The following is a 22,222-nucleotide window of genomic DNA, read 5'->3' on the forward strand; positions in this document are numbered from 1 at the left end:
CGCTTGGGCAAGAACGCCGACGCGTGGCGGCCCAAAGCCGCTCTCCGCCCCCTACCCTGGCGTCGCCACGAACTTTCGCCCGCCTGGGCCGGCGCCTTGGTGGTCGTGGCCGCTGAGTTTGTCGACGAGGGCGATGAGCTCGTCCAGGTGCTCGTCGTAGAGGCCGCGCGGGGTCGTGCCGTATTGGTTGCACAGGAAGGCGGCGGCGGCGGTGGCGACGCCGTGCTGGGCGCCGTTGCCCATCAGCTTGACCGACGAGCCGGCCACGTGGGTGACGCTGATGTGTTTGCCGGCCATCATCAGGTTGTCGATATTGGCCGAGTACAGGCAGCGGAACGGGATGCCGTAGGGCTGCTGGTCACGAACGTCCATGATCCAGTCCTTGAGGCGGAAATCGTACTTCCCCTCGCCCGGGTTCCAGGCGCAGTGGATGCAGAAGAACCCGTCATTGGCGACCAGCATGTCGTTGTAACGGGTGTGGTCGCGGATATCGTTTTCGGTGAGGACGTGGTCGCCCTTGTAGCGGCGGAACTCGCCCTGGGCGGCGACGAAGGCCATCCAGTCGAATTCGAGGTTGGCGTAGGTCTCCGGCTCTAGGTTCTTGACGTTCGAGAAGGTGCCGTACAGCGCCCGCATCAGGTAGTCGCGGACCAGCTCGCCGGAGGTGTAGGGGTCCAGCCACTGGCCGTACTCCCAGTAGTGGGTGGCTGGGAACTGCATCATCCAGGCCTGGCTGGGATCGGCGCTGAACTGGAAGGTGGCGTTGTCGGGGTTGGGGCTGGCGGCCGGGCCGGGGCCGTTCTCGGCGCCGGGCTTGGTCAGCTGGCCGCTGAGATTGGCGTAGTCCTTCGAGATCTCGGTCGCCCAGGGCACCTCGGGGAACGGCGCTGGCTGGTCGGCCATCCGTGTACGGAAGAATAGCGTGTTGCCGTGGTGCATGTCGTCGGCGACTTCGGGGGCGTAGGGCTCGTCGTATTCCGAGCGCGCCTCGCGGCCGAACAGGGTTTCGGCGCCGGCCAGCACGCCGAGCATCGCCACGCCGCTGGTGTCGATGAACATGGCCCCCTTGAAGCGACGCTCCACCCCGCCCTTGGCCTGGACGGCGTCGACCGAGACGATGGCGTCGCCTTCGCGGGCGGCGGCGATGATCCGGTGTTCGAGGAAGACGCTCGCGGTCGGTTCGGCCTGCAGCAGCGACAGGGCCGCCAGGTCGCCGTCCGGCGTGCGCTGCGACAGCTCCAGCAGCAGCGCGCCTTGCGTGCCGCGCGGCATCAGGCCGATCTCCTTGCTGGCGTTGCCGCCGAGCACGGGACGGTCGTGGATCAGCGCCACGGTCTGGCCCAGGCGCGCGGCGGTCAGGGCCGCGGCGCAGCCGGAGACCCCGCCGCCGACCACCACCAGGTCGAAGTCGCCAGCGTCCAGCGGCTGGTCCGGCAGGCCGCGCAGCGCCTTGCGCCAGGCGCGGCTGGCTTCGTCGACCGCGTTCGGCGGGACGGTTCCGTCCTGGCTGAGGAAGATGGCGTCGCAGCGGCCGTCGAAGCCGGTCAGGTCGTGCAGCGCCAGGCTGGCCTCGCCCTTCGCAAGCGCGATCTTGCCGGCCGATCGCCAGGCCCAGTCCTGGCCGTCGGCGCCGAACTCGGTGTCCAGCGTCACGCCGTTGATCGACAGGGTGAAGCGGCCCGGATGGTGCGGGGGCGCCCAGTCCTTGGCGCGGACGAAAACCTCGTACTCGCCCGGATCAGCGACCTCGATCAGCGTGGTCGCATCCTCGACCGGCCGCCCGAGGCCGTGGGCCAGCAGGTAGGGCGAGCCCATCTGCGTCTCGAACTGCGAGTCGAGGAGCCAGCCGCCGTAGCTGTCGAAGTCCTCGGCCTCGATCAGGATTCCGGGCGTGGTCATTGCTCCGGCTCCGCTGAGGGGCTGGTCGCGGCCCGTCGGTGATCGGTGAATTCGGCGGCGCGGCGCGCGCGCTCCTCGGCCCAGGCCTGGCTCGGCTGGCCGCTCATCTCGGTCCAGGCGACCAGGCCGCCGCAGGCGGGGCATTTGCCGTCGAGTTCGAGCTCCGAGCCGCAGGCGCGGTGGAACATCCGGGTGGCCGGCTGCTGGCCCTGCGGCTTGCACCACTGTTCGCCCCAGGTCCGCAGCGCCAGGATGACCGGCATCAGGTGGCGCCCCTTGGGCGTCAGGCGATATTCGTGTCGCGGCGGGCGCTCCAGATAGGCGTGCCGCTCGACCAGGCCGTCGGCTTCGAGGCGTTTCAGGCGCGCGGCGAGCATCTGGCTGGTGGCCCCGGTCTGGGCCTGCAGGTCCTGGAAACGGCTCTGGCCCAGCAGCAGTTCGCGCACGATCAGGATCGACCAGCGGTCCCCGACCAGGCCGGTGGAGTGGGCGATCGGGCACAGGGTGTCGTCGCCGATGTCGTGCTCAGAAGCGCCCATTCGCCTGGTTCCGGTTCGGTATGATTTTCGAAGTTGCTCGACACTATGAATTTCATATCTTCGCTGTCCAGCCCCAATCACAAAAATGACGCCCTCGTCACTTTTGAGTCGCTTTGATTTTCAAAGTAGCTATCGTCCGGCGAAATCTTGAGGAAACGGATAGGGAGGACAGGCCATGGCGGACGGCTCGCACGACCCGAAAGCGCTGCGCGCGGCGATCGGGATCTCTCACGCCGACGAGCGGCGGATCGCGGTGGAGCTGTCGCCGGCGGTGGCCTGGCCGACGCTGATCCTGGCGCTGGCCTTGCCGATCACCTTGCTCAGCGTCATCGCGCTCGGCTTCACCGGCGCCCTGCCTTTGTGGCTCTGCACGCCGGTGCTGGCGATCGTCTCCTACGCCCACTACACGCTGGTCCATGAGTCCATCCACGGCAACGTGGTCGCCAAGCCCAAGGGTGCCGCCTGGATCAACACCGTTGTCGGCTGGATCGGCGCGCTGGGCATGGGGATGGGCTGGCCCGCCCTGCAACGCACCCACGTGCTGCACCACTCCCACACCAACACCGAGCGCGACCCGGACATCTTCGTGAAGGGCACCTTCGTCCAGTTGCTGCGCAAGTGGCTGATCTCGGCGTCGATGTCGCTGATGCCGATGTTCACGCTGCGGTTCATCAACGCCGAGCGCTACAAGCGACTGGGGACGATCCTCAGCCCGGCCGAGATCGCCCAGGTCTCGGCCGTCACGCTGTTCACCCTGGCGCTGCTGATCGCGGCGGTCGCGACGGGCCATGTCGCCCAATGGCTGATGCTGTGGTTCCTGCCGACGCGGCTGGGCATGCTGGCCCTGAACATCTTCTTCCAGTGGCTGCCGCACCATCCGTTCGACCAGACCGAGCGCTACCTGAACACCCGCGCCAGCCTGTGGCCCGGCGGCACGTTCCTGTTGCTGCAGCAGAACCTGCACCTGGTGCACCACCTGTGGCCCAGCGTGCCGTTCTACAACTACGCCCGGCTGTTCCGCCGGCTCCGCCCGGTGCTGAAGGCCGAGGGCTCGCGCATCGAGGGCCTGATGGTCGGGCCAGGACGGCGGACGATCACCGACTGACGCACGGCTGGGCCCCTGCCCCGCGCTTCACCGCCAAGTTGTTTGCGAAAGCCGTATGAACTGTAGCAAAACTCTCCCCGTTGGCAGGAGAGGTTGCGCCGTGGATTTTTCGAAGCTGCAGACGACGAGCAAGGTCGTGGGCGAGTGGGCCTATCCGCAAGGGCTGGCCAACCGCACGGGCCTGCTGCAGGTCGATGACGCGGCGGGCCACCGGCTCTACTGGGAGGAATACGGGAACCCCGACGGCGAGCCGGTGATGTTCCTGCACGGCGGGCCGGGCGGCGCCTGCGCCCCAGTGATGTCGCGGTTCTTCGATCCGGCCCGCTACCGGGTGATCCTGTTCGACCAGCGCGGCTGCGGGAAGAGCGAGCCGTCGGTGGCGGTGGCCGGGCCGAAGATCGCCCTGACGCACAACACCACCGATCACCTGGTCGCCGACATCAACGCCCTGCGCGAGACGCTGGGGATCGACGGCAAGATGCATGTGTTCGGCGGCAGCTGGGGCAGCACCCTGGCGATGGTCTACGCCATCCGCCACCCGCAAAACGTCCAGTCGCTGATCCTGCGCGGCATCTTCCTCGGGACCCAAGAAGACCTGCTCTACATGTACCAGGGCAACGCCGCGACGTTCGAGAACGCGCCCTTCGCGCTGAGCGAGCCCGGCTCCTACGTGACCTATCCGGACGAATGGAAGACGTTCGTGGAGGTGATCGCGCCGGACGGCCGCGCCGACATGATGGGCGCCTACAAGGCGATCTTCGACATGACGCCGAGCGATGAGGCGCAGCGCGAGCGGCAGCTGCGCGCGGCGATGGCCTGGTCGGTCTGGGAGGGGACCATCTCCAACATGATCCCGGCCAGCGACGACGCCGGCAAGTTCGGCGAGGAGGCCTTCGCGCTGTGCTTCGCGCAGATCGAGGCGCATTTCTTCGCCAACGACCTGTTCCTGACGCCGGACTACATCATCGCCAACCTGGCCAAGATGGCGAAGGTCCCGACCCATATCGTCCATGGCCGCTTCGACCAGGTCTGCCCGCTGCCGCAGGCCTCGCGCCTGGTCGCCAGCCTGGAGGCGCTGGGCGCGCCGCCCGCGACCTTCGTGATGACCAACGCCGGCCACAGCGCCATGGAGCGCGAGACGGTGCTGGCCCTGACCGCGATCATGGACGGGCTGCCGAGGATGGCGGGTTAGGCGGCGCGGGCATCCGGGGAACGTCAGCCCCCCGCGCCGGATGCGGACGCTCCTAGTGTCTTAGCAGGGTGGCGAGCGGACTTTAGGAAAGTGGCGAGAGTGGATCACTCGTCGGCAAGCCGTCATTCAAAGGCCGTCGCCACCAACCGACGTCGTGCCATCTGCCGAATTTGAAGCCGACTTCGCGGTATGTGCCTAAGTGATGAAATCCCAGAGCTTCGTGCAGGCCCACGCTTTTGTCGTTCGGCAATGCAATGCCAGCAAAGGCCGCGTGAAAGCCTTGGCGGGTGAGCCGATCCAAGAGCTCAGTGTAGAGCGCCCGGCCTATACCACGGCGATGAGCGCGTGGGGCGGCATAGACCGTCACATCAACTGACCAGCGGTACGCCGGGCGAGCACGGTGTGGTCCCGCATATGCGTATGCAAGCACCCCGGTATCATCCTCGAAGACCAGAAACGGACAGGTCGTTAGAGTCGCCGCAATTCGTTCGCTCATTTCCGCGGGGGTCGGCGGAACGTCCTCGAACGATATCGCCGTGTCTAAGACGTAAGGCCGATAGATCGCGGCGAGCGCGTCACCATCCTCTGGTCGCGCAACCCGTATTTGCCTCATGTTGAGCCCTCCCGGTTAGAGCCTAGTGTCGAGAGGCGACTAAACAAAGCCGCTATCATGAAGGTCCGCCAAGGGTCGAAGCGGACATAGCGCGAAGGTGCAGATAGAGCCCCTCTCCGCGCTTCGGGTCCGTACTCAATACCGCTCATCTCGGCGAAGGCCGGCGGCTGTCTGGATCAGTTCCGAGTCTGTAGAATCCGCGTCTGAGCCATCCCATCTGGATCGCCGCCTTCGCCGGGACGAGCGGGGTGGGAGAGGTGTTGAATTTGCCCGACCTGGGCGGCGCTGAAGCGCGCTAGGTTTGCGGCTCGGCCTTGCCTGCCCCCAGGCGCGGCTCGGTCCCGGCCAGCAGCCGTTGGATGTTGGCGCGGTGGCGGACAATCACGTAGACGCCGCCAGCGATCACCATCAGGCGATAGGGTGTTGGCTGATCCAGGGCGCAGATGAAGGCGACCGCGGTCAGGGCCGCCAGCATCGAGCTGAAGGACATGATCCGAGTGACAGCCAGCGCCGCGCCGAACACCGCCAGGGCGCCCAGGCCCACCGGCCAGGACATCGCCAGCAAGACGCCGAGCCCGGTCGCGACGGACTTGCCGCCGGTGAAGTTCAGCCAGATCGAACGGCTATGCCCCAGCAGGGCGGCGAGGCCGGCCAGGGACACCACCCAAGGCGTCCAGGCCTGCAGATCAAGCGCGCTCGGCGGCGTGGCGGACGCCCAGGCCGAGAACCAGGGACAGAACCAGCGGGCGAAGACGATCGCCGCTACGCCCTTCAGCACGTCGATCAGCAGCACGCCCCAGAACGGCCACGGCCCCAGGGTGCGCAGCACATTGGTCGCCCCGGTGGAGCTGGAGCCGAGCCGCCGGATGTCGACGCCCTTGAGCAGCCTGCCCGCCAGATAGCCGGTGGGGGTGGCCCCGAGGAGATAGGCGACCACCACCGCAACTAGGCTCGCAATCTGGAAGGCCGGCGACGTCACCGCGTGGGCGCGAGCGTCTTAGCGGCGTCCTTGGGCTTCATCGGCGTCGGCGAGCCCGCCCTGGGGAGGCTCGCCTTGCACGTTCGGTAGAGATCAGAGCACATTTTGGTGCAGTTCGCGGCCTCGGGATCAGTTCCAGTCCCATGGACAACGTAACAATCCCTAACGCAAAGGCCGTAACTGTTAGTACAGCGCTGACCAGGGGTCATTGGCGGAGCTGAACCTCTCTGTTCAGCGAATGATGCGCTGGCGAAGATACTCGAAACGACGGCGACCAATGCAATAACCATAATCCTGGTCATGGCTGGGTTCCTTCAATTCTGGCACTTCGACGGTGATCCGTTATTTCACAGGTGTCCAGAGAATCCGGCGGGAAGCCTAGTCGCCGAAGCCGACGAACACCGTCGCCTCGGCCACGGCCTTGCGTTCGGACACCACCGCGTTCGCCGGGAAGGTGTCGTCGGGCCAGCCCAGCGCGATGCTCTTCATGATGACCTGGTCGGCGGCGATGCCGGCGTGCTCGCGCACCACCGGCGACTGCATGATGCCCTGGCTGTTGATCACTGCGCCCAGGCCGCGCGACCAGGCGGCGTTGACCAGGGCGGTGGTCACCGCGCCGCAGTCGAAGGGGGTGTCGTCGCTGCCGTCCAGCACGCGGTCATAGGTGACGATCACGCAGACCGGGGCGTCGAACTGGCGGAACCCGCGCAGCACCCAATCCTGGCGCATCTCCTTGTCGTCGCGCGCGATGCCCATGGCGGAGAACAGCTGCTTGGCGACGCCGACCTGCCGATCGCGGTGCTGACCTTCAAAGGCCTGGCCCTGGCGGAACTCGCGCGATTGCGGCACGCCCGCCACCATCCGCTCGGTGTTGCCGGCGCGGATACGGTCCAGCGGCTCGCCGGTGATGATGTAGAAATTCCAGGGCTGGGTGTTCATCGACGACGGCGCACGCATCGCCAGGCCGATGATTTCCTCGATCAGCGCCTTGGGCACCGGGTCCGGCTTGTAACCGCGGATGCTGCGGCGACCGAGGATGACGTCATCAAACTGCATGAATAGCCCTTGGGAAAATTAGCGCGGTTTCAAATCAGTAGAGAACTGGCAGCCTGCCTCCACCAGCGGCGACGCGCGAACGGAGAAGTCAGGCGGCCTACTTTCTCAGCCACAATGACGCGGAAATCCAGAGCTACGACTCGCCCGCGCCAGATGGGGACGTCGCCAAGATCCAGCCGGCCGATATGACGCGGGATGTCGGAGAGCCGCCTGGTCGTTCGTCCTTGGGATAGGAAGCCCCTGGAGGAAGACAATGCCCAAGATCACCGCCATCGCCCGTGTCATGCTGACCCGCGTCATGCCGTCGCCGGGAGCCGCGCTATGAGCCCCACCATCACCGCCTTTGAAAGTTCACCCGACCGCGGCCGGGGCCTGGCGCGGGACATGCGCGTGCGCTGGGCGCTTGAGGAGGTGGGCCAGCCCTACGAGGTGCGGCTGGTGTCGTTCAAGGCGATGAAAGAGCCCGCCCATCTGGCGCTGCATCCCTTCGGCCAGATCCCGACCTATGAGGAGGGCGACCTGGCCCTGTTCGAGTCCGGCGCCATCGTGTTCCATATCGCCCAGCGCCATGGCGGCCTGTTGCCGAAGGACGCGAACGCCCGCGCGCGCGCGATCACCTGGATGTTCGCCGCGCTCAGTACGGTGGAGCCGCCGATCGTCGATCGCTCGTTCGCGGTGCTGCTGGAGCGCGACAAGCCCTGGCATGAGGCCCGCCTGCCCATGCTTGAGGATCGCGTCCGCCACCGGCTGGGCGAGCTGTCCCGCCACCTTGGCGAGGCCGACTGGCTGGATGGCGCGTTCAGCGCCGGCGACCTGATGATGGTGAGCGTGCTGCGCCGGTTGGACGGATCGGGCTTGCTGGAGGAATATCCAACCCTCTGCGCCTACATCGCCCGGGGCGAGGCGCGGCCCGCCTACCAGCGCGCCTTCGACGACCAGTTGGCGGTCTTCACCGCCGCCTCGAGCCGCTGAGGGTGGTCCGACGCCGTTCGTTGGGGCGGCTTTGGCGGCGTTGTGGCAAGCTGGACCAGGGCCAAGCGCGGGGGCGAGAGCGATGGATGAGACCGAAGAGCTGATCTGCCTCTGCGTGCGCGCGCTGGTCGCCCAGATGGCGGGCGTGCCGGGAGTCGAGCTGACCATGACGCGAAGCTGCATCCTGGGCCTGACCGGCGAGCCGCTGGCCGACTTCAACATGCTGACCCTGGGCGACGATCCAGGCGCCGAGGGCTTCCTCACCCGGTCGGTGGCGCGGGCCAGGGCGCGCGGGCTGCCGCTGCTGGCGATGATGAGCCCTCGTGTGGCGCCGGCCCTGGCGCCGGTCGCGGCGGAGCTGGGCCTGACGCCCGTGGGCGCGGCGCCGCTGATGGTGCTGCGCGCAGGGACGGAGGTTGCGCCGGGCCGCCCCGTGAAGGTCGCCCGCGCGCTGGGGCCTGAGCTGGTCGCCATCGCCGGCGATCTGGTCGCCGCCGCCTTCGACTCGCCCCGCGACGCCATCGCCCGGTGCATCGATGTGGTGATCACGCCGACCGCCGGCGTGGAGACCTATATCGCCTGGGGCGAGGCCGGACCGATGAGCGCGGTCTCGGTGACGCCGACGGGAAATACGGCGGGGATCTCGCTCATGGCCACGCCGCCGGAGCACCAACGCCAGGGCATGGGCCGCGCGCTGCTGACCCAGGTGATCGAGGACTATCGACGCCGCGGCGTGGAGCGCTTCCACCTGAGCGCCAGCGAGGCGGGCCGGCCGCTCTATGCCAGCCTCGGCTTCGAGCCGATCGCCGAGCTGTCGGCCTGGCTGCTCGACCAAGCACCCCAGGTGGATCGCTAGGCTCGGCTCGCCGAGGAGGCGGTTTCGAGTCCCAGGGCCAGCACGACCAAGCGGCTATAGCTCGCGCCGACCTCGACGATGGCGCCATCCTCGGCATGGAGCCTGAGCAGGTTGCGGCCGCTCCACTGGACCTGCCGGACGCTGGACAGGCGGATGAAGGACGAGCGATGAACCCGCATGATCTTGCCCGGGTCCAGCCGCCGTTCGAGCGCCGCCATCGTGGTGCGCTGGATGTGGGTGCGGCTGGCGGTGTGGATCAGCGCGTAGTCCTTCGCCGCCTCGATCCGCAGGATGGCGTCAACCGCCACCCGCATATGCCCGTCGCGTTGGCTGACCCAGATTTCGGAGTCGTAGCCCTGGCGCCCCTCCTCGATCTGGCGTTCCAGCTCGTCGAGCCTGACCGCCGTCCGGGCCAGATCGAGGCGCCGCCGAGCGCGCTCCACGGCCGAGCGGACACGGTCGAAGCGGATCGGCTTCAAGAGGTAGTCCACGGCGTCCAGCTCGAAGGCGACCGGCGCGAACTCGGCGAAGGCCGAGACGAATATGACCTGCACCGAGGGCCGGCTGCGCAGCGCCCGGGCGATCGCCACGCCGTTGCGCCCCGGCATCTGGACGTCGAGGAAAACCAGCTCGGGGAGCAGCCTCTCGATCTCGCACACGGCCTCGTCGCCATCGGCCGCCACGCCGACGACCTCGACATCGGCGATCTCCTCCAGCGCCAGGCGAAGGCGGCGCTGGGCAAGCGGTTCGTCGTCGACGATGAGGGCGCGCAGGCTCATTCCGCCGCCTCGCCCCGCCGATCATTCGCGAACTGAAGGGGCAGGCTGATGCGCGCGACGAAGCCATGGACTTCAGGTCCGGCCTCCAGTCGCCCTTCAGCGCCATAGAGGGCCTCCAGCCGCGCGGCGATGTTCGACAGGCCGATGCCGAAACCGGGCTGCGTCCCGACCACGACGGCGCCGTGATCGGCCACGCTGAGGACCAGGGCGTCGCCCTGTCTGCGGGCCCGCAGCTCGACGGTGACCGGCCCCTTCGAGGGGGCGACGGCGTGCTTGGAGGCGTTCTCCACGAGGGGCTGCACCAGAAACGGGGGAACCAGCGCATCACGAAGGTCGGCCGGCAGGTCGATGTCGAAGGTCAGCCGCTCTCCGAAACGGGTCTTCTCGATGTCGAGATAGAAGCCCACCACGTCCAGCTCCTCGTGCAGAGGCGCCAGCTTGCCCGGGGTTTCGGTCAAGGCGGCTCGGAACAGGTCGGAGAGACGCGCCACGATCAGTTCGGCCTCGGCCTTGCGGTCCTCGGTGATCAGTTCGGACACGGCGTTGAGGGCGTTGAACAGGAAGTGCGGATTGATCTGCAGCCGCAGGGCGGCGAGTTGCGCCGCCTGGGCGGCCTCGCGCGCCAGGGCCAGGTTGCGCTCGTGCTCCTGAGCCGCGAAGGCCGAGAGGATGGCGGCGACGCCGCCGCCGAACACCAGATAGACCCAGCCGAACAGCAGCCAGTTGTTGGCGACCGCATAATATAGCGGCAGGGCGCGCACCGTGTTGCTGATGGAGACGGTCATCTTGAAGAGGTTCTGGTTCAGGACGCCCGAGGCCACGGCGGCGACCAGCATCACAAAGACCAGGGCCGCGATGGACGCCGCGATCTGCCCGCGCCGCCCTCGCCGCCCGCCTCGCGCGGCCAGCCGCCGCCGACGCCGGCCTCAAGCCAGGCCATGCGGAATGGTACAGGTCGAGCCGCATGTGCGCCGCGCAGCCTGATGCGAAGGCCTGCATCCTGAAGGCCTATCTGAAGCGTCTCCAGCGCCTGGGACCGATCACGGCGGCGCCGGAAAACCCCGGCGGCGCGCGCGACTAGGCGGCGTAGATGGCGCCGCGGCGGCGGCGCGCGCTGCGCACCATGCTTCCGGCGGCGCCGAAACCGACGATCATCATCGCCCAGGTCGCGGGTTCGGGCACGGCGCTGGACAGGCCGGTCGTAAAGGTGAGGTCGTCCATCACCCAGGAGCCGCTGTAGCCGAAGACCTCGACCCGGTTGACCAGACCGCTGTAGCCGCTCGCCAGATAGGTCGCGATGTCGGAGGCTGCGAAGCTGCCGGTCTCGTGCACCAACTGGCCGTCCAGATAGAGGCGGAAATTGAGGCCCACCGGATTTCCCGAGAAGTAGGCGCCGTTGAACTGGACCGCTTCGCCGAACTCAAAGCCCGGCGCCGACACCGCGCCCGGTTGGTACTTGGCGTAGTTCGCATAGATCGCGGTCTGGCCCGATGCGGTCGGGAATTGCGGGGTCGGCAGATCGTAGTGACTGAAATCGCCGCTCCATTTGAGACCGGCATATCCCTCCTGCACCAGACCAACGCCGGTCAGGTCGTCGAAGTTGATTACGGTCGTGGTGGCCGCGCCGGCGGGCGTCGCCGCCAGGGCGAGGGCCACCGTCGCCGCAGCGAAGGCCAGGCCTTGAAACTTGGTCATCGAAGCATCCCTTAAGCGCTGACTCCGCGCCAGCCATTCAAGGGGCGTTTAGCGGCCCAGGTTGCGGCCTTCCCTCGCCGTTCGACCAAGCCGGGCTTCGCCGTGTTAGAATCGCCACGGGACAGCTGGACGCGTCCCTCTCCCTCGGGAGAGGTTAGGTGAGGGGCCGCGCAGCGGGTCGGCGCCGATGTCTAGACGGCCACGCAGCAAGCCCCTCACCCGGCCACTCCCCGACGGGGAGAGGAGAGGGGCGCTCTCAGTCCTCGCCCCACATCCGCAGCAGGTTGCCGATGGTCTTATCCAGCAGGAGTTCGGCGTCCTCGGCGTCCGGGCGGCGGCGGACGCGCTCCAGGTCGAAGAGCAGTTCGCGCTGGTCGGCGCGGCGGATCATGCTCTGCACCCAGCCGACGCAGGCGAGCCGCACGCCGCTTGTGACCGGCGTGACCCGGTGCAGCTGGCCGGTCGGATAGAGCACCGCCGAACCGGCCGCCGGCCGGAACTCGCGGTCCCCCGCCAGGTCGCGCAGCAGCAGGGCGCCGCCCTCATAGGTCTGCGGATCGGACAGGAAGAGGGTGAAGCTGATGTCGGTCCGCAGCGGCCAGCCGTCGTCGTCGTACATAGCAGCGTTATCGGCGTGCAGGCCGTACTGCTGGCCTGGGCCATAGCGCGAGAACATCAGGCTGGACCAGCGGGCGGGCCGCACCAGGCTTCGGAACGTGGGATGGGTTTCGAGCGCGAGCCGCACCTTGCGCGCCAGGTCGATCACGCCAGGGTCGTCGCCGCGAGCCTGTTCGTTCAGCTTCACGCGTTCAGCGGCGGCGCCGGCGGTGGCGCGGCCGTCACGGAACGGGGCGCCGGCCAGGCCTTGCTGGACGGCGAGCAGCTGCCCCGGATCCAGCACGTCTAGAACGATCAAGCCACGTCTCCTCGTCGGTCTCGCCGGGCGCCGATCCTCTTTTCACCTCGCAAGGCGCGGCGGCAAGGCCGCAACGCCACGAGGGGGCTTGCCAGGCGGGCGGCGGGCTCCCATCTGGTGGGCGCGGACCGGGCCCCTCTGGTGATCGCCGACCTGGTCGGTGGTTGCGATGTCGGACGTATCACGTCGCCACGTGAGGCCGGCCCTGAAGCTGTCGCGCCTCCATCGCCCAGAAGGAAGCCTCGATGCCCCTGCTCCTATGCCCCAACGACGACACCTCCATGCAGACCGTGGACCGCGCCGGCGTTCAGTTTGACATGTGCCCGACCTGCCGGGGCGTGTGGCTCGATCGCGGGGAGTTGGAGAAGCTTATGGCCGCCGGGGCTCAAGCCCCCGCGCCGGCGCCCGGGATGAGCGCGCCTGCGCCGGCTCCCATGGCTCCGCCGCCCCAGGCGGCGACGCCCTGGAACACCGGATACGGCGAACGCGGTGAGCGCGGGGAATATGGCGAGCGCGGCGAGTACGGGGAGCGCGGCGAATACGGCCATGGCGGCTATCGCAAGAAGCGCCACTCGATCTTCGACATTTTCGACTGAGGCCCTGGCGCAACCGCGCCCTGGCCCAGATACGTCAACGGCTCCGATGACCTCGGAGCCGTTTTGCTATGGGTCCCGGCTTTCGCCGGGATGAGCGGGGTTGGTCGGGCCGCCGAGGCGGCCCTTAAGCCTATTGGCAGGCCAGGCACTCGTCGTAGTCGACGCGCTCGGTCGGGCCGGTGTCCATCATGACGATACCCTCGCCGCCGGCGTGGGCGGCGCGCTGCACCGACTTGGAGCGCAGGTAGTAGAGCGACTTGCAGCCCCGCTCCCAGGCCTGCCAGTGCAGCATGTGCAGGTCCCACTTATCGACGTCGCCCGGCAGGAAGATGTTCACCGACTGCGACTGGCAGATGTCGGGCGTGCGGTCGGCGGCCAGTTCGATCACCCAGCGCTGATCCAGCTCGAAGGCGGTCTTGTAGACGTCCTTCTCATCCTGGCTGAGGAAGTCGAGGTGCTGGACCGAGCCCTCGTTCTCCAAGATCGTGTCCCAGACGCCGGCGGTGTTCTTGCCCTTCCCGTCGAGCACGCGCTCCAGATAGGGGTTCTTGACGGCGAAGGAGCCCGACAGGGTCTTGTGGGTGTAGATGTTGGCCGGGATCGGCTCGATGCCGGCGCTGGTGCCGCCGCAGATGATCGAGATCGAGGCGGTGGGGGCGATGGCCAGCTTGTGGCTGAAGCGCTCCATCACACCACGGTCGGCGGCGTCCGGGCACGGGCCGCGCTCTTCGGCCAGCACGCGCGAGGCCGCGTCGCACTGACGGCGCAGGTGCTTGAAGAGGCGCATGTTCCAGGACTTGGCCAGGGCGCTCTCGAACGGCACGTTCTGCATCTGCAAGAACGAGTGGAAGCCCATCAGGCCCAGGCCCACCGAACGCTCGCGCATGGCGGCATAGGCGGCGTTCTTCATGTCGGCCGGAGCGTTCGAGATGAAGTCCTGCAGCACGTTGTCGAGGAAGCGCATGACGTCCTCGATGAAGGTCGGGTGGTCGCGCCATTCCATGAACTTCTCGGCGTTGACCGAGGAGAGGCAGCAGACCGCGGTGCGGTCGTGGCCCAGGTGGTCAACGCCGGTGTGGAGCATGATCTCCGAGCACAGGTTCGACTGGCGCACCGACAGGCCGAGCTCGCGCTGATGCTGCGGCATCGAGCGGTTCACGGTGTCGGAGAAGATCAGGTAGGGCTCGCCGGTCTGCAGGCGGATCTCGAGGATCTTCTGCCAGAGCGAGCGGGCGTCGACCTCACGCAGGACCTCGTTGTCCTTGGGCGAGCGCAGGCCGAACATTTCGCCGGCGCGGACCGCTTCCATGAACTCGTCGGTGATCGAGATGCCGTGGTGCAGGTTCAGCGACTTGCGGTTGAAGTCGCCCGAGGGTTTGCGGATCTCGAGGAACTCCTCGATCTCCGGGTGGTGGATGTCGAGATAGACCGCGGCCGAACCGCGGCGCAGCGAGCCCTGGCTGATGGCGAGGGTCAGGCTGTCCATCACGCGGATGAAGGGGATGATGCCGCTGGTCTGGCCCGCGCCCTTCACCTTTTCGCCGATGGAGCGCACGCCGCCCCAGTAGGTGCCGATGCCACCGCCGTTGGAGGCCAGGGCGACGTTCTCGTTCCAGACGCTCTGGATGCCGCCGAGGCTGTCGCCGACCGCGTTCAGGAAGCAGGAGATCGGCAGGCCGCGGCCCGCGCCGCCGTTCGACAGCACCGGGGTGGCCGGCATGAACCAGAGGTTGGAGATGTAGTCGTAGATCCGTTGGGCGTGGTCGGCGTCGTCGGCATAGGCCGTGGCGACCCGGGCGAACATGTCCTGGTAGCTCTCGCCGGCCAGCAGGTAGCGGTCTTCCAGGGTGGTCTTGCCGAAGTCGGTCAGCAGCGCGTCGCGCGAGCGGTCGACCTCGACCTTGCGGACGAGCTGAAGCTGCGGTCGATCGGACCGATCAGACGCCGCCTGGGTCGCTTCCGAAACCGTCCGCATTACCGCTTCGCCGCTGCTCATGACCCAAAACCCATAACTATCAGACGTTTCTCTCCGGGACACCGCCCGGCCGCTTCCATCGCTATATCTAGTGGCAGCCCCGCCCTCGATACGCATCATATGGGGCCATGAAGGCTAATGACTCGTCAACGGGGATGAGCACTCGTCCCCATGAGTTTTTATTTAACGAAAGGTTAACGCCGATCTTGACTGGTTGCTGCGCTTGAGTTTTCCACAGGCCGACTCGTGACGCGGAAGGGGTCTGCTCACGCGCATGTGAATGCCCGCAGCCGACGAAGTCGCGAGTCGTTCTCACTTGCCCACCATTCATCCCCACCCTATCCACACCCCGTCACTGGGGAGTAGCCGCCCGTAGCTCCAACGGGGGATGCGTCAACAAACTTGCAGACGGCCTTTTTGGCTCGATGCATGGCGTATCCAGCAAGTGCTTGGCGAGACCTTTGGCTTTCGTGTGTCGGTCCATAGCGGGGTCGGCGGCGCGGAAAGCCATTGGTATGTCTCGACCCCGCCCTGGACGTCTGCTCGATGGAAGCTTTCCTCGTCTCAACCGGCCTCGTGGCCGTCGCCGAAATTGGCGACAAGACTCAACTGCTGGCGATTCTGCTCGCCGCGCGATTCCGCAAACCGGTCCCGATCATCCTCGGCATCCTGGTGGCGACGATGGGCAACCACGCCCTGGCCGCGATGGTCGGCGTGGCGGCCGGCGAATTCCTGCAAGGTCCGTGGATGAAGTGGGTGCTGGGCCTGGCCTTCATCGCCTTCGCCGGCTGGGCGCTGATTCCCGACAAGTTCGAGGACGGCGACGCCCCGCGCGAGCGGGCCGGCGCCTCGGTGTTCATCACCACCATGATCGCCTTCTTCTTCGTGGAGATGGGCGACAAGACCCAGGTGGCGACGGTGGCCCTGGCCGCCAAGTTCCATCAGGTGCTGCTGGTCGCGGCCGGCACCACGCTGGGCATGATGATCGCCAACGTCCCGGCCGTGCTGATCGGCGAGGCCGCGGCCACCCGCCTGCCGCTGAAATACATCCGCTGGGCGGCCGCTGCCTCGTTCGCCGCCATCGGCGTGTGGATCCTGGTCGCGGGGTAGCGGCGGAGCGGGGTAGCGGCGGAACGGGGTAGCGGCGGAACGGGGCGCCCTTAACGGGGCGCCTTCAGCCCGGCCATGAACACGCCGATCAGGCGGCGGGCGCTGGGCTCCCAGCCGGGCTGGTCGTAGCCGTGGCTGAGGCCGACCATGGCGCGGTAGACGTCCTCTGGTCCGATCTCCGGCAGGACCTCGCCGCTGGCGACGGCGGCGCGGGTCAGCTTGGCCAGGGCGTCGGTGATCGCCGCGCCGGAGGAGGCGTAGACCTGCGCGCCCTCGCCGGACGAGGCGCGCAGGGCCGGCGCGATCACCCGCTTGGTCGCCATGTAGTCGACCAGCATGTGGAGCCAGGCCTCCAGCGCCTCCAGGGCCGGGCGCGCGGCCAGCAGGGCGTCGGCCGACGTGGCCAGTTGATCGACCTCGCGCCGATAGACGGCGGTCAGCAGGGCGTCGCGGGTCGGGAAGTGGCGGTAGAGGGTGCCGATGCCCAGGCCGGCCCGGCGGGCGATCTCTTCCAGCGGCACGTCGGCGCCGACCTCAGCGAACGCGATCTTGGCGGCTTCCAGCAGTTGCTCGCGATTGCGCAGGCTGTCGGCGCGCGGCTTGCGCTCTTTCTCCGGCCCGACGCTCACGATGGCTCCTTGGAAAACGGAGGCTGCCTCCGCATATAATCGGAGGTCGCCTCCACTTCCTATAGATGGGCGGGACGGCCCCTGACAACGACCCCTTTCTTGCGGAGAGTTAAGTCCATGAGCGGACCTTTCGGAGCGACCTCGACAACCGACGACGTGCTGGCCGGCGTCGACCTGAGCGGCAAGCGGATCCTGGTGACCGGCGCCTCGGCGGGCCTCGGCGTCGAAACCGCCCGCGCCTTGGCCGCGCGCGGCGCCCATGTGGTGGGCGCGGCCCGCGACCTGGCCAAGGCCGAGCGCGCCACGCAGGCGGTGCGGGACCAGGCCGCCCACGGCGGCGCGTTGGAGCTGGTCGAGCTCGACCTGGCCGACCTGGCCAGCGTGCGGGCATGCGCTGACGCCCTGCTGGCGGACGGCAAGGCCTTCGACATCATCATCACCAACGCCGGGGTGATGGCCACGCCGCTGGGCCGCACGGCCGACGGCTTTGAAATCCAGTTCGGCACCAACCACCTGGGCCACTTCGTGCTGGTGAACCGGCTGGCCCCGCTGCTGACGTCCGGCTCGCGGCTGGTGGCGCTCTCCTCGTCGGGCCACCGGTTCTCCGACGTGAACCTGGACGACCCCAATTTCGAGACCACCGACTACACGCCGTTCGGCGCCTATGGCCGCTCCAAGACCGCCAACGCCCTGTTCGCCGTCGAGTTCGACCGGCGCCACAAGGATCGCGGCGTGCGGGCGACGGCCATCCACCCCGGCGGTATCCATACCGAACTGGGCCGGCACATGAGCGCCGACGACACCGCCCGGATGATCGAGCAGATCAACGAGGCCAATCGCCTGAGCGGCGCGGCGGCGTTCGAGTTCAAGACCATACCGCAAGGCGCGGCGACCTCGGTCTGGGCCGCCGCGGTCGCCAAGGCCGACGAGGTCGGCGGGCGCTACTGCGAGGACTGCCACGTGGCCGAGACCCTTGATGGCGACAACCCGACTCGCGGCGGCGTGCGGGCCTACGCGATCAACGCCGAGAACGCCAAGGCGCTCTGGGCCAAGAGCGAGGAGCTGGTTCAGGAACGCTTCTGAACCGAGGAGCGGCGGACCTGATCGGCCACCTCGTTCCTCCCCTCCCCCATCAAGATGGGGAGGAAAGCGGCTCCTCGCCCATATGCGATAGCCCTCTCCAGAGGGGGAGAGGAGAATTCGTCATGGAGGTGTAGTAAAAGGAGCGAGCGTCCCAGTCGCGGGGCGCTAGTTACGCGCAGGGCGCGAAGTTCAGCATCGGGTGGTTAGCGAACCGGCCGCCCTCGTGATATCTGGCGCCGCTCAGCGGCGGTATGCTGCGAAAGCTTATTCAGCGTTAGGAATGTCAGAGATGAGTAGGGTGCTGGTTATCGGCGCAGGCGGCGTTGGTTCCGTGGCCGTTCACAAGATGGCGATGCACAACGACGTCTTCTCGCATATCACGCTGGCGAGCCGCCGAAGGCACAAGTGCGACGCCATCGCCGCGTCGGTCAAGGACCGCACCGGCGTGACCATCGACACCGCCGCGCTCGACGCCGACGACGTCAGCGCGACCGTGGCGCTGATCAAGGCCGTGCAGCCGCAGTTGGTGGTCAATCTGGCCCTGCCCTATCAGGACCTGGCGATCATGGACGCCTGCCTGGAGGCCGGCGTGAACTATCTCGACACCGCGAACTACGAGCCGCGCGACGAGGCCAAGTTCGAATACAGCTGGCAGTGGGCCTATCAGGACCGCTTCAAGGACGCCGGGCTGATGGCCCTGCTCGGCTGCGGTTTCGATCCGGGCGTGACCTCGGTGTTCACGACCTACACCCGCAAGCACCTGCTGGACCAGATCGACACCCTGGACATCCTGGACTGCAACGGCGGCGACCACGGCCATCCGTTCGCCACCAACTTCAATCCCGAGATCAACATCCGCGAAGTGACCGCGCCGTCGCGGCACTGGGAGAACGGCCAATGGGTGGAGGGGCCGGCCCTGGCCCAGAAGCAGAGCTTCGACTTCGATCAGGTCGGCCCGCGCAACATGTACCTCATGTACCATGAGGAGCTGGAGTCCCTGGCCAAGTTCTACCCGGAGATCAAACGCATCCGCTTCTGGATGACGTTCGGCGACGCCTATCTCAAGCACCTGGAAGTGCTGCAGAACGTCGGCATGACCCGGATCGATCCGGTGATGTTCGAAGGCCGCGAGATCATCCCGCTGCAGTTCCTCAAGGCGCTGCTGCCCGAGCCGGCCTCGCTGGGGCCGACGACGCGGGGCAAGACCAATATCGGGACCATCGCGACCGGCCAGAAGGACGGCCAGCAGAAGACGGTCTACGTCAACAATGTCTGCGACCACGAGAGCGCCTACGCCGAGACCGGCAGCCAGGCGGTCAGCTACACCACCGGCGTTCCGGCGATGATCGGCGCGGCGCTGATGCTAACCGGCCAGTGGAAGGGCGCGGGCGTGTTCAACATGGAGCAGCTCGATCCCGATCCGTTCATGGACATGCTGAACCGGCACGGTCTGCCCTGGCAGGTCAAGGAACTGCCCTCCCCCCTCGCCTTCTGATCGATCCCGCGACCATGGAAACCCAAGCCGCCGGCCCAGGCGCATTTGCTCGTTTCGACCTGGGCCGCACGCCCTCGCCCTGTTTCGTCGTCGACGAGGCGGCGGTGCGGCGCAATCTGGCCGTCCTCAAGGATGTCGGCGAGCGCGGCGGCGCCAAGGTGCTGCTGGCGCTCAAGGCGTTCTCCATGTGGTCGCTGGCCGGCGTCGTGGGCGAATATCTCGACGGCGTTTGCGCCTCGGGACTGTGGGAGGCGCGGCTCGCGCGCGAGCACTATGCCGGCGAGCTGACCACCTATTCGCCGGCCTATAAGCGAGAGGACATGGCCGAGATCCTGGCGCTGTCCGACACGGTGATCTTCAACTCGCCGGCCCAGCTGGCGCGGTTCAAGGACGAGATCGCCGCGGCGCGCGCCGACGGCCAGGTGTTCGAGATCGGCCTGCGCCTCAACCCCGAGCAGAGCGAATCGGAGGTCGAGAAGTACGATCCGTGCCAGGCCGGCTCGCGGCTCGGCTTCCCGGTGTCGCAGTTGCGCCCCGAGCACCTGGACGGCGTCGACGGCCTGCACGTCCACGCCCTGTGCGAACAGAACTTCGCGCCGCTGGCCCGGATCTGGGCCGGACTGGAGCCCAAGCTCGCGGGGATGCTGCCGCAGCTGAAGTGGCTGAACCTGGGCGGGGGCCATCACGTCACCCGCGCCGATTACCAACGCGAGGACCTGGTCGCCCTGCTGCGCCAGATCACCGAGCGCCACGGGGTCGAGGTCTATCTGGAACCGGGCGAGGCCATCGCGCTGGACGCCGGCATCCTGGTCGGCGAGATCCTCGACACCTTCGACAATTCGGTGAGCGTGGCCATCACCGACATCTCGGCCACCTGCCACATGCCCGACGTCATCGAGGCGCCCTATCGACCGGCGATGCTGAACGAGAGCACAGGCGGCGTCGCGGTGCGGATCGGCGGGCCGTCCTGCCTGGCCGGCGACATCATCGGCGACTACGTCTTCGCCGCGCCGCCCACGCCGGGCACGCGCATCGCCTTCCTGGACCAGGCGCACTATTCGATGGTCAAGACCAACACCTTCAACGGCGTGCCGCTGCCGGCGATCGCGCTGTGGAACAGCGAGACCGACGACCTGCGGCTGGTCCGCCAGTTCGACTATACGGACTTCCGCGACCGGCTCTCCTAAAGCGCGTCAGCCACGACTCCGCGCCGCAATAGGCGTAAGCTTGGCCTGGGCGCCCAACGGGACGCCGACCGCGACGTCCCGTGCTCGCGCCCCGGATCCCAGCCATGACGAGCCTGCTCAAGACGATCGAAGACGCCCAGACCCTGGCGCAGGCGATCGTCGACACCATTCATGAGCCGCTGCTGGTGCTCGACGCCCAGCTTCGCGTCCTGGCCGCCGGCCGCGCCTTCTACGAAACCTTCCAGGTCGTTCCCGAGCACACCATCGGGCGCCTGCTCTATTCGCTGGGCGACGGGCAGTGGAACATCCCGGCCCTGCGCCTGCTGCTCGAGACGATCATTCCCGAGCGAACGGCGATGGACGGCTTCGAGGTCGATCACGACTTCCCGGGCTTGGGCCGGCGCAAGATGCTGCTGAACGCCCGCAAGGTGCTCTACGAGACCAGCGCCGACGCCACCATCCTGCTGGCCTTCACCGACGTCACCGCCCGGCGGTTGATCGAGCAGGAAAAAGCGGAACTGCAGGTCCGGACCGACGAGCTGCTGACGCACCAGCAGGTGCTGTTGCAGGAGATGCAGCATCGGGTGGCCAACAGCCTGCAGATCATCGCCAGCATCCTGCTGCTGAAGGCGCGGGCCGTGGATTCGGACGAGACCCGCCACCATCTGCGCGACGCCCACCAGCGGGTGATGTCGGTGGCCGAGGTGCAGTCGCACCTGCACGCCGCCGGCGGCGTCGACCGGATCGAGGTCAGATCCTACCTGACCAAGCTCTGCTCCAGCCTCGCCGCCTCGATCGTCAGCGAGGATCGGCGGATCGACCTGAAGGTCGTCGCCGACGACGGCCAGATCGGGTCGGACAAGGCCGTCAGCCTTGGCCTCATCGTCACCGAACTGGTGATCAACGCGCTCAAATACGCCTTCCCCGACGCCCGCCCGGACGCCCAGGTGCTGGTCACGTTCCAGGCCGGGGAAGACGCCGAAGACTGGACGCTGATCGTCGCCGACAACGGCGTCGGCAAGAGCGACGGCCAGGCGCCGCGAGGCCAGGGCGGCCTGGGTACGGTGATCGTCGAGGCCCTGGTCAAGCAACTGGGCGCCAGCCTGGAGGTTGTCGCCGCGCCGGGCCTGACCCTGACCATCCGGCGATGCGGCGCGACGTCGGAGCTGCCGCGCGCCGCCTAGGACCCTGGCCGGCGGCTACCGGTCCTGGGCTTTGCTGACCACCACGCCGACGCCCGCGCCGACCGCCGCGCCGATGGGGCCGCCGAGCACCAGGCCGGTGGCCGCGCCGGTCGCCGCCCGCTGTTCCACATTGTGGCCGCACGCCGCGAGCCCGAACGCCATGCCGGCGACCGTCAGCACCAAGACAATCCTACGCATAATCCCCTCCACGTCCCGCGAAGGCCTGCCGAAGGGCGTGGTCCTGCGTGACTCAGACAAGCCTTGCAGCAGAAGATGTTGTCGACTTTGTAGCGGCGCGGCGTTTTCGGCACATCTTCGAGATGTCCAGGGCCTGGCCCCGGAAGCGGACGCGGCACGAAGTC

22 protein-coding genes and 1 riboswitch are annotated in these 22,222 nt (G+C 67.6%); of the genes, 10 read left to right on the plus strand and 12 right to left on the minus strand.

Features of this window, described 5'->3' with window-relative positions:
- Positions 1–51: 51 nt before the first annotated feature.
- Together ASE02_RS18680 and ASE02_RS18685 are read right to left on the minus strand one after the other, a co-directional pair.
- On the minus strand, positions 52–1,899 hold the full coding sequence (locus tag ASE02_RS18680; RefSeq protein WP_056736203.1) for an FAD-dependent oxidoreductase: 1,848 nt from the start codon (positions 1,897–1,899) through the stop codon (positions 52–54).
- Positions 1,896–2,438: a helix-turn-helix domain-containing protein gene (locus tag ASE02_RS18685; RefSeq protein WP_056736205.1), complete on the minus strand. Its 543-nt coding sequence runs from the start codon at positions 2,436–2,438 to the stop codon at positions 1,896–1,898. Before ASE02_RS18685 ends, ASE02_RS18680 begins: the two co-directional genes overlap by 4 nt.
- 175 nt (positions 2,439–2,613) lie before the next feature.
- Here ASE02_RS18685 and ASE02_RS18690 point away from each other — a divergent pair, with 175 nt between their 5' ends.
- Together ASE02_RS18690 and pip are read left to right on the plus strand one after the other, a co-directional pair.
- A complete protein-coding gene (locus ASE02_RS18690) occupies positions 2,614–3,543 on the plus strand; it encodes a fatty acid desaturase (protein WP_056736207.1) in 930 nt (309 codons plus the stop codon).
- Positions 3,544–3,643: 100 nt separating this feature from the next.
- Positions 3,644–4,735, plus strand: a complete 1,092-nt coding sequence (pip, locus tag ASE02_RS18695; RefSeq protein WP_056736208.1) for a prolyl aminopeptidase — start codon at positions 3,644–3,646, stop codon at positions 4,733–4,735.
- Between the two features lie 82 nt (positions 4,736–4,817).
- Here the strand turns inward: pip and ASE02_RS23410 are convergent, their stop codons facing one another.
- The 3 genes from ASE02_RS23410 to ASE02_RS18705 all read right to left on the minus strand — a co-directional run bounded on the left by ASE02_RS23410 (position 4,818) and on the right by ASE02_RS18705 (position 7,383).
- A complete protein-coding gene (locus tag ASE02_RS23410) occupies positions 4,818–5,348 on the minus strand; it encodes an arsinothricin resistance N-acetyltransferase ArsN1 family B (RefSeq protein WP_082602204.1) in 531 nt (176 codons plus the stop codon).
- Between the two features lie 295 nt (positions 5,349–5,643).
- Entirely contained in the window at positions 5,644–6,327 is a 684-nt protein-coding gene (plsY, locus tag ASE02_RS18700) for a glycerol-3-phosphate 1-O-acyltransferase PlsY (RefSeq protein ID WP_056736209.1), read from the minus strand.
- A gap of 378 nt (positions 6,328–6,705) precedes the next feature.
- Positions 6,706–7,383 (minus strand): nitroreductase, encoded by a 678-nt coding sequence (locus ASE02_RS18705; RefSeq protein WP_056736211.1) that lies wholly within the window; start codon positions 7,381–7,383, stop codon positions 6,706–6,708.
- Between the two features lie 321 nt (positions 7,384–7,704).
- Between ASE02_RS18705 and ASE02_RS18710 the strand changes: the two genes are divergently transcribed.
- Both ASE02_RS18710 and ASE02_RS18715 read left to right on the plus strand, forming a co-directional pair.
- Positions 7,705–8,355 (plus strand): glutathione S-transferase family protein, encoded by a 651-nt coding sequence (locus ASE02_RS18710; RefSeq protein WP_056736213.1) that lies wholly within the window; start codon positions 7,705–7,707, stop codon positions 8,353–8,355.
- A gap of 82 nt (positions 8,356–8,437) precedes the next feature.
- Positions 8,438–9,211, plus strand: coding sequence for a GNAT family N-acetyltransferase (locus ASE02_RS18715; RefSeq protein ID WP_056736215.1), 774 nt, complete (start codon positions 8,438–8,440; stop codon positions 9,209–9,211).
- Here ASE02_RS18715 and ASE02_RS18720 read toward each other — a convergent pair.
- The 4 genes from ASE02_RS18720 to ASE02_RS18735 all read right to left on the minus strand — a co-directional run bounded on the left by ASE02_RS18720 (position 9,208) and on the right by ASE02_RS18735 (position 12,601).
- On the minus strand, positions 9,208–9,990 hold the full coding sequence (locus tag ASE02_RS18720; RefSeq protein ID WP_056736217.1) for a LytTR family DNA-binding domain-containing protein: 783 nt from the start codon (positions 9,988–9,990) through the stop codon (positions 9,208–9,210). The two genes, ASE02_RS18715 and ASE02_RS18720, sit on opposite strands and share 4 nt — an antisense overlap.
- The gene (locus tag ASE02_RS18725) at positions 9,987–10,826 is read right to left on the minus strand and encodes a sensor histidine kinase (RefSeq protein WP_056736219.1); all 840 of its coding nucleotides are present in this window, start codon (positions 10,824–10,826) and stop codon (positions 9,987–9,989) included. The genes ASE02_RS18720 and ASE02_RS18725 overlap by 4 nt, the downstream gene beginning before the upstream one ends.
- Positions 10,827–11,067: 241 nt before the next feature.
- Positions 11,068–11,685, minus strand: coding sequence for a PEPxxWA-CTERM sorting domain-containing protein (locus ASE02_RS22735; protein ID WP_056736221.1), 618 nt, complete (start codon positions 11,683–11,685; stop codon positions 11,068–11,070).
- A 256-nt stretch (positions 11,686–11,941) separates the two neighbouring features.
- Entirely contained in the window at positions 11,942–12,601 is a 660-nt protein-coding gene (locus ASE02_RS18735; RefSeq protein ID WP_056736223.1) for a Fe2+-dependent dioxygenase, read from the minus strand.
- Between the two features lie 245 nt (positions 12,602–12,846).
- On the opposite strand from ASE02_RS18735, the gene ASE02_RS18740 reads away from it, so the two are divergent.
- Positions 12,847–13,197, plus strand: a complete 351-nt coding sequence (locus ASE02_RS18740; protein ID WP_056736226.1) for a zf-TFIIB domain-containing protein — start codon at positions 12,847–12,849, stop codon at positions 13,195–13,197.
- A 130-nt stretch (positions 13,198–13,327) separates the two neighbouring features.
- On the opposite strand, the gene ASE02_RS18745 is transcribed toward ASE02_RS18740, so the two are convergent.
- Positions 13,328–15,193 (minus strand): ribonucleoside-diphosphate reductase subunit alpha, encoded by a 1,866-nt coding sequence (locus ASE02_RS18745; RefSeq protein ID WP_056736227.1) that lies wholly within the window; start codon positions 15,191–15,193, stop codon positions 13,328–13,330.
- A 324-nt stretch (positions 15,194–15,517) separates the two neighbouring features.
- Positions 15,518–15,702, plus strand: a riboswitch (yybP-ykoY riboswitch).
- A 16-nt stretch (positions 15,703–15,718) separates the two neighbouring features.
- Between ASE02_RS18745 and ASE02_RS18750 the strand changes: the two genes are divergently transcribed.
- Positions 15,719–16,282, plus strand: a complete 564-nt coding sequence (locus ASE02_RS18750; RefSeq protein ID WP_056736585.1) for a TMEM165/GDT1 family protein — start codon at positions 15,719–15,721, stop codon at positions 16,280–16,282.
- Positions 16,283–16,332: 50 nt separating this feature from the next.
- On the opposite strand, the gene ASE02_RS18755 is transcribed toward ASE02_RS18750, so the two are convergent.
- Complete coding sequence (locus tag ASE02_RS18755) at positions 16,333–16,911, minus strand: TetR/AcrR family transcriptional regulator (protein ID WP_056736229.1); 579 nt, start codon at positions 16,909–16,911, stop codon at positions 16,333–16,335.
- Between the two features lie 117 nt (positions 16,912–17,028).
- Here ASE02_RS18755 and ASE02_RS18760 point away from each other — a divergent pair, with 117 nt between their 5' ends.
- From ASE02_RS18760 to ASE02_RS18775, 4 genes are all read left to right on the plus strand, one after another.
- The gene (locus tag ASE02_RS18760) at positions 17,029–17,994 is read left to right on the plus strand and encodes an SDR family NAD(P)-dependent oxidoreductase (RefSeq protein WP_056736231.1); all 966 of its coding nucleotides are present in this window, start codon (positions 17,029–17,031) and stop codon (positions 17,992–17,994) included.
- A gap of 289 nt (positions 17,995–18,283) precedes the next feature.
- Positions 18,284–19,489, plus strand: coding sequence for a saccharopine dehydrogenase family protein (locus tag ASE02_RS18765; RefSeq protein WP_056736233.1), 1,206 nt, complete (start codon positions 18,284–18,286; stop codon positions 19,487–19,489).
- A 14-nt stretch (positions 19,490–19,503) separates the two neighbouring features.
- Entirely contained in the window at positions 19,504–20,676 is a 1,173-nt protein-coding gene (locus ASE02_RS18770) for a carboxynorspermidine decarboxylase (protein WP_056736235.1), read from the plus strand.
- Positions 20,677–20,780: 104 nt separating this feature from the next.
- Positions 20,781–21,860 carry a sensor histidine kinase gene (locus ASE02_RS18775; RefSeq protein WP_056736237.1) on the plus strand — a complete coding sequence of 360 codons (1,080 nt, stop codon included), beginning with the start codon at positions 20,781–20,783 and terminating at the stop codon, positions 21,858–21,860.
- A gap of 15 nt (positions 21,861–21,875) precedes the next feature.
- Here the strand turns inward: ASE02_RS18775 and ASE02_RS18780 are convergent, their stop codons facing one another.
- A complete protein-coding gene (locus tag ASE02_RS18780) occupies positions 21,876–22,058 on the minus strand; it encodes a hypothetical protein (protein ID WP_056736239.1) in 183 nt (60 codons plus the stop codon).
- Between the last annotated feature and the right edge of the window lie 164 nt (positions 22,059–22,222).

Origin of the sequence: Phenylobacterium sp. Root700, assembly GCF_001429025.1 — a bacterium.
Lineage (GTDB): Bacteria > Pseudomonadota > Alphaproteobacteria > Caulobacterales > Caulobacteraceae > Phenylobacterium.

What these genes read in the sequence shown, in the direction of transcription:
- ASE02_RS18765 (WP_056736233.1), top strand. Translation starts at nt 18,284, where the DNA reads ATGAGTAGGGTGCTGGTTATCGGCGCAGGCGGCGTTGGTTCCGTGGCC.
- ASE02_RS18720 (WP_056736217.1), bottom strand. Translation starts at nt 9,990, where the DNA reads ATGAGCCTGCGCGCCCTCATCGTCGACGACGAACCGCTTGCCCAGCGC.
- ASE02_RS18685 (WP_056736205.1), bottom strand. Translation starts at nt 2,438, where the DNA reads ATGGGCGCTTCTGAGCACGACATCGGCGACGACACCCTGTGCCCGATC.
- ASE02_RS18690 (WP_056736207.1), top strand. Translation starts at nt 2,614, where the DNA reads ATGGCGGACGGCTCGCACGACCCGAAAGCGCTGCGCGCGGCGATCGGG.
- ASE02_RS18680 (WP_056736203.1), bottom strand. Translation starts at nt 1,899, where the DNA reads ATGACCACGCCCGGAATCCTGATCGAGGCCGAGGACTTCGACAGCTAC.
- ASE02_RS18725 (WP_056736219.1), bottom strand. Translation starts at nt 10,826, where the DNA reads ATGCTGGTCGCCGCCGTGGCCTCGGGCGTCCTGAACCAGAACCTCTTC.
- ASE02_RS18760 (WP_056736231.1), top strand. Translation starts at nt 17,029, where the DNA reads ATGAGCGGACCTTTCGGAGCGACCTCGACAACCGACGACGTGCTGGCC.
- ASE02_RS18775 (WP_056736237.1), top strand. Translation starts at nt 20,781, where the DNA reads ATGACGAGCCTGCTCAAGACGATCGAAGACGCCCAGACCCTGGCGCAG.
- ASE02_RS18770 (WP_056736235.1), top strand. Translation starts at nt 19,504, where the DNA reads ATGGAAACCCAAGCCGCCGGCCCAGGCGCATTTGCTCGTTTCGACCTG.
- ASE02_RS23410 (WP_082602204.1), bottom strand. Translation starts at nt 5,348, where the DNA reads ATGAGGCAAATACGGGTTGCGCGACCAGAGGATGGTGACGCGCTCGCC.
- ASE02_RS18750 (WP_056736585.1), top strand. Translation starts at nt 15,719, where the DNA reads ATGGAAGCTTTCCTCGTCTCAACCGGCCTCGTGGCCGTCGCCGAAATT.
- ASE02_RS22735 (WP_056736221.1), bottom strand. Translation starts at nt 11,685, where the DNA reads ATGACCAAGTTTCAAGGCCTGGCCTTCGCTGCGGCGACGGTGGCCCTC.
- ASE02_RS18705 (WP_056736211.1), bottom strand. Translation starts at nt 7,383, where the DNA reads ATGCAGTTTGATGACGTCATCCTCGGTCGCCGCAGCATCCGCGGTTAC.
- ASE02_RS18715 (WP_056736215.1), top strand. Translation starts at nt 8,438, where the DNA reads ATGGATGAGACCGAAGAGCTGATCTGCCTCTGCGTGCGCGCGCTGGTC.
- ASE02_RS18745 (WP_056736227.1), bottom strand. Translation starts at nt 15,193, where the DNA reads ATGAGCAGCGGCGAAGCGGTAATGCGGACGGTTTCGGAAGCGACCCAG.
- ASE02_RS18710 (WP_056736213.1), top strand. Translation starts at nt 7,705, where the DNA reads ATGAGCCCCACCATCACCGCCTTTGAAAGTTCACCCGACCGCGGCCGG.
- ASE02_RS18780 (WP_056736239.1), bottom strand. Translation starts at nt 22,058, where the DNA reads ATGCGTAGGATTGTCTTGGTGCTGACGGTCGCCGGCATGGCGTTCGGG.
- ASE02_RS18740 (WP_056736226.1), top strand. Translation starts at nt 12,847, where the DNA reads ATGCCCCTGCTCCTATGCCCCAACGACGACACCTCCATGCAGACCGTG.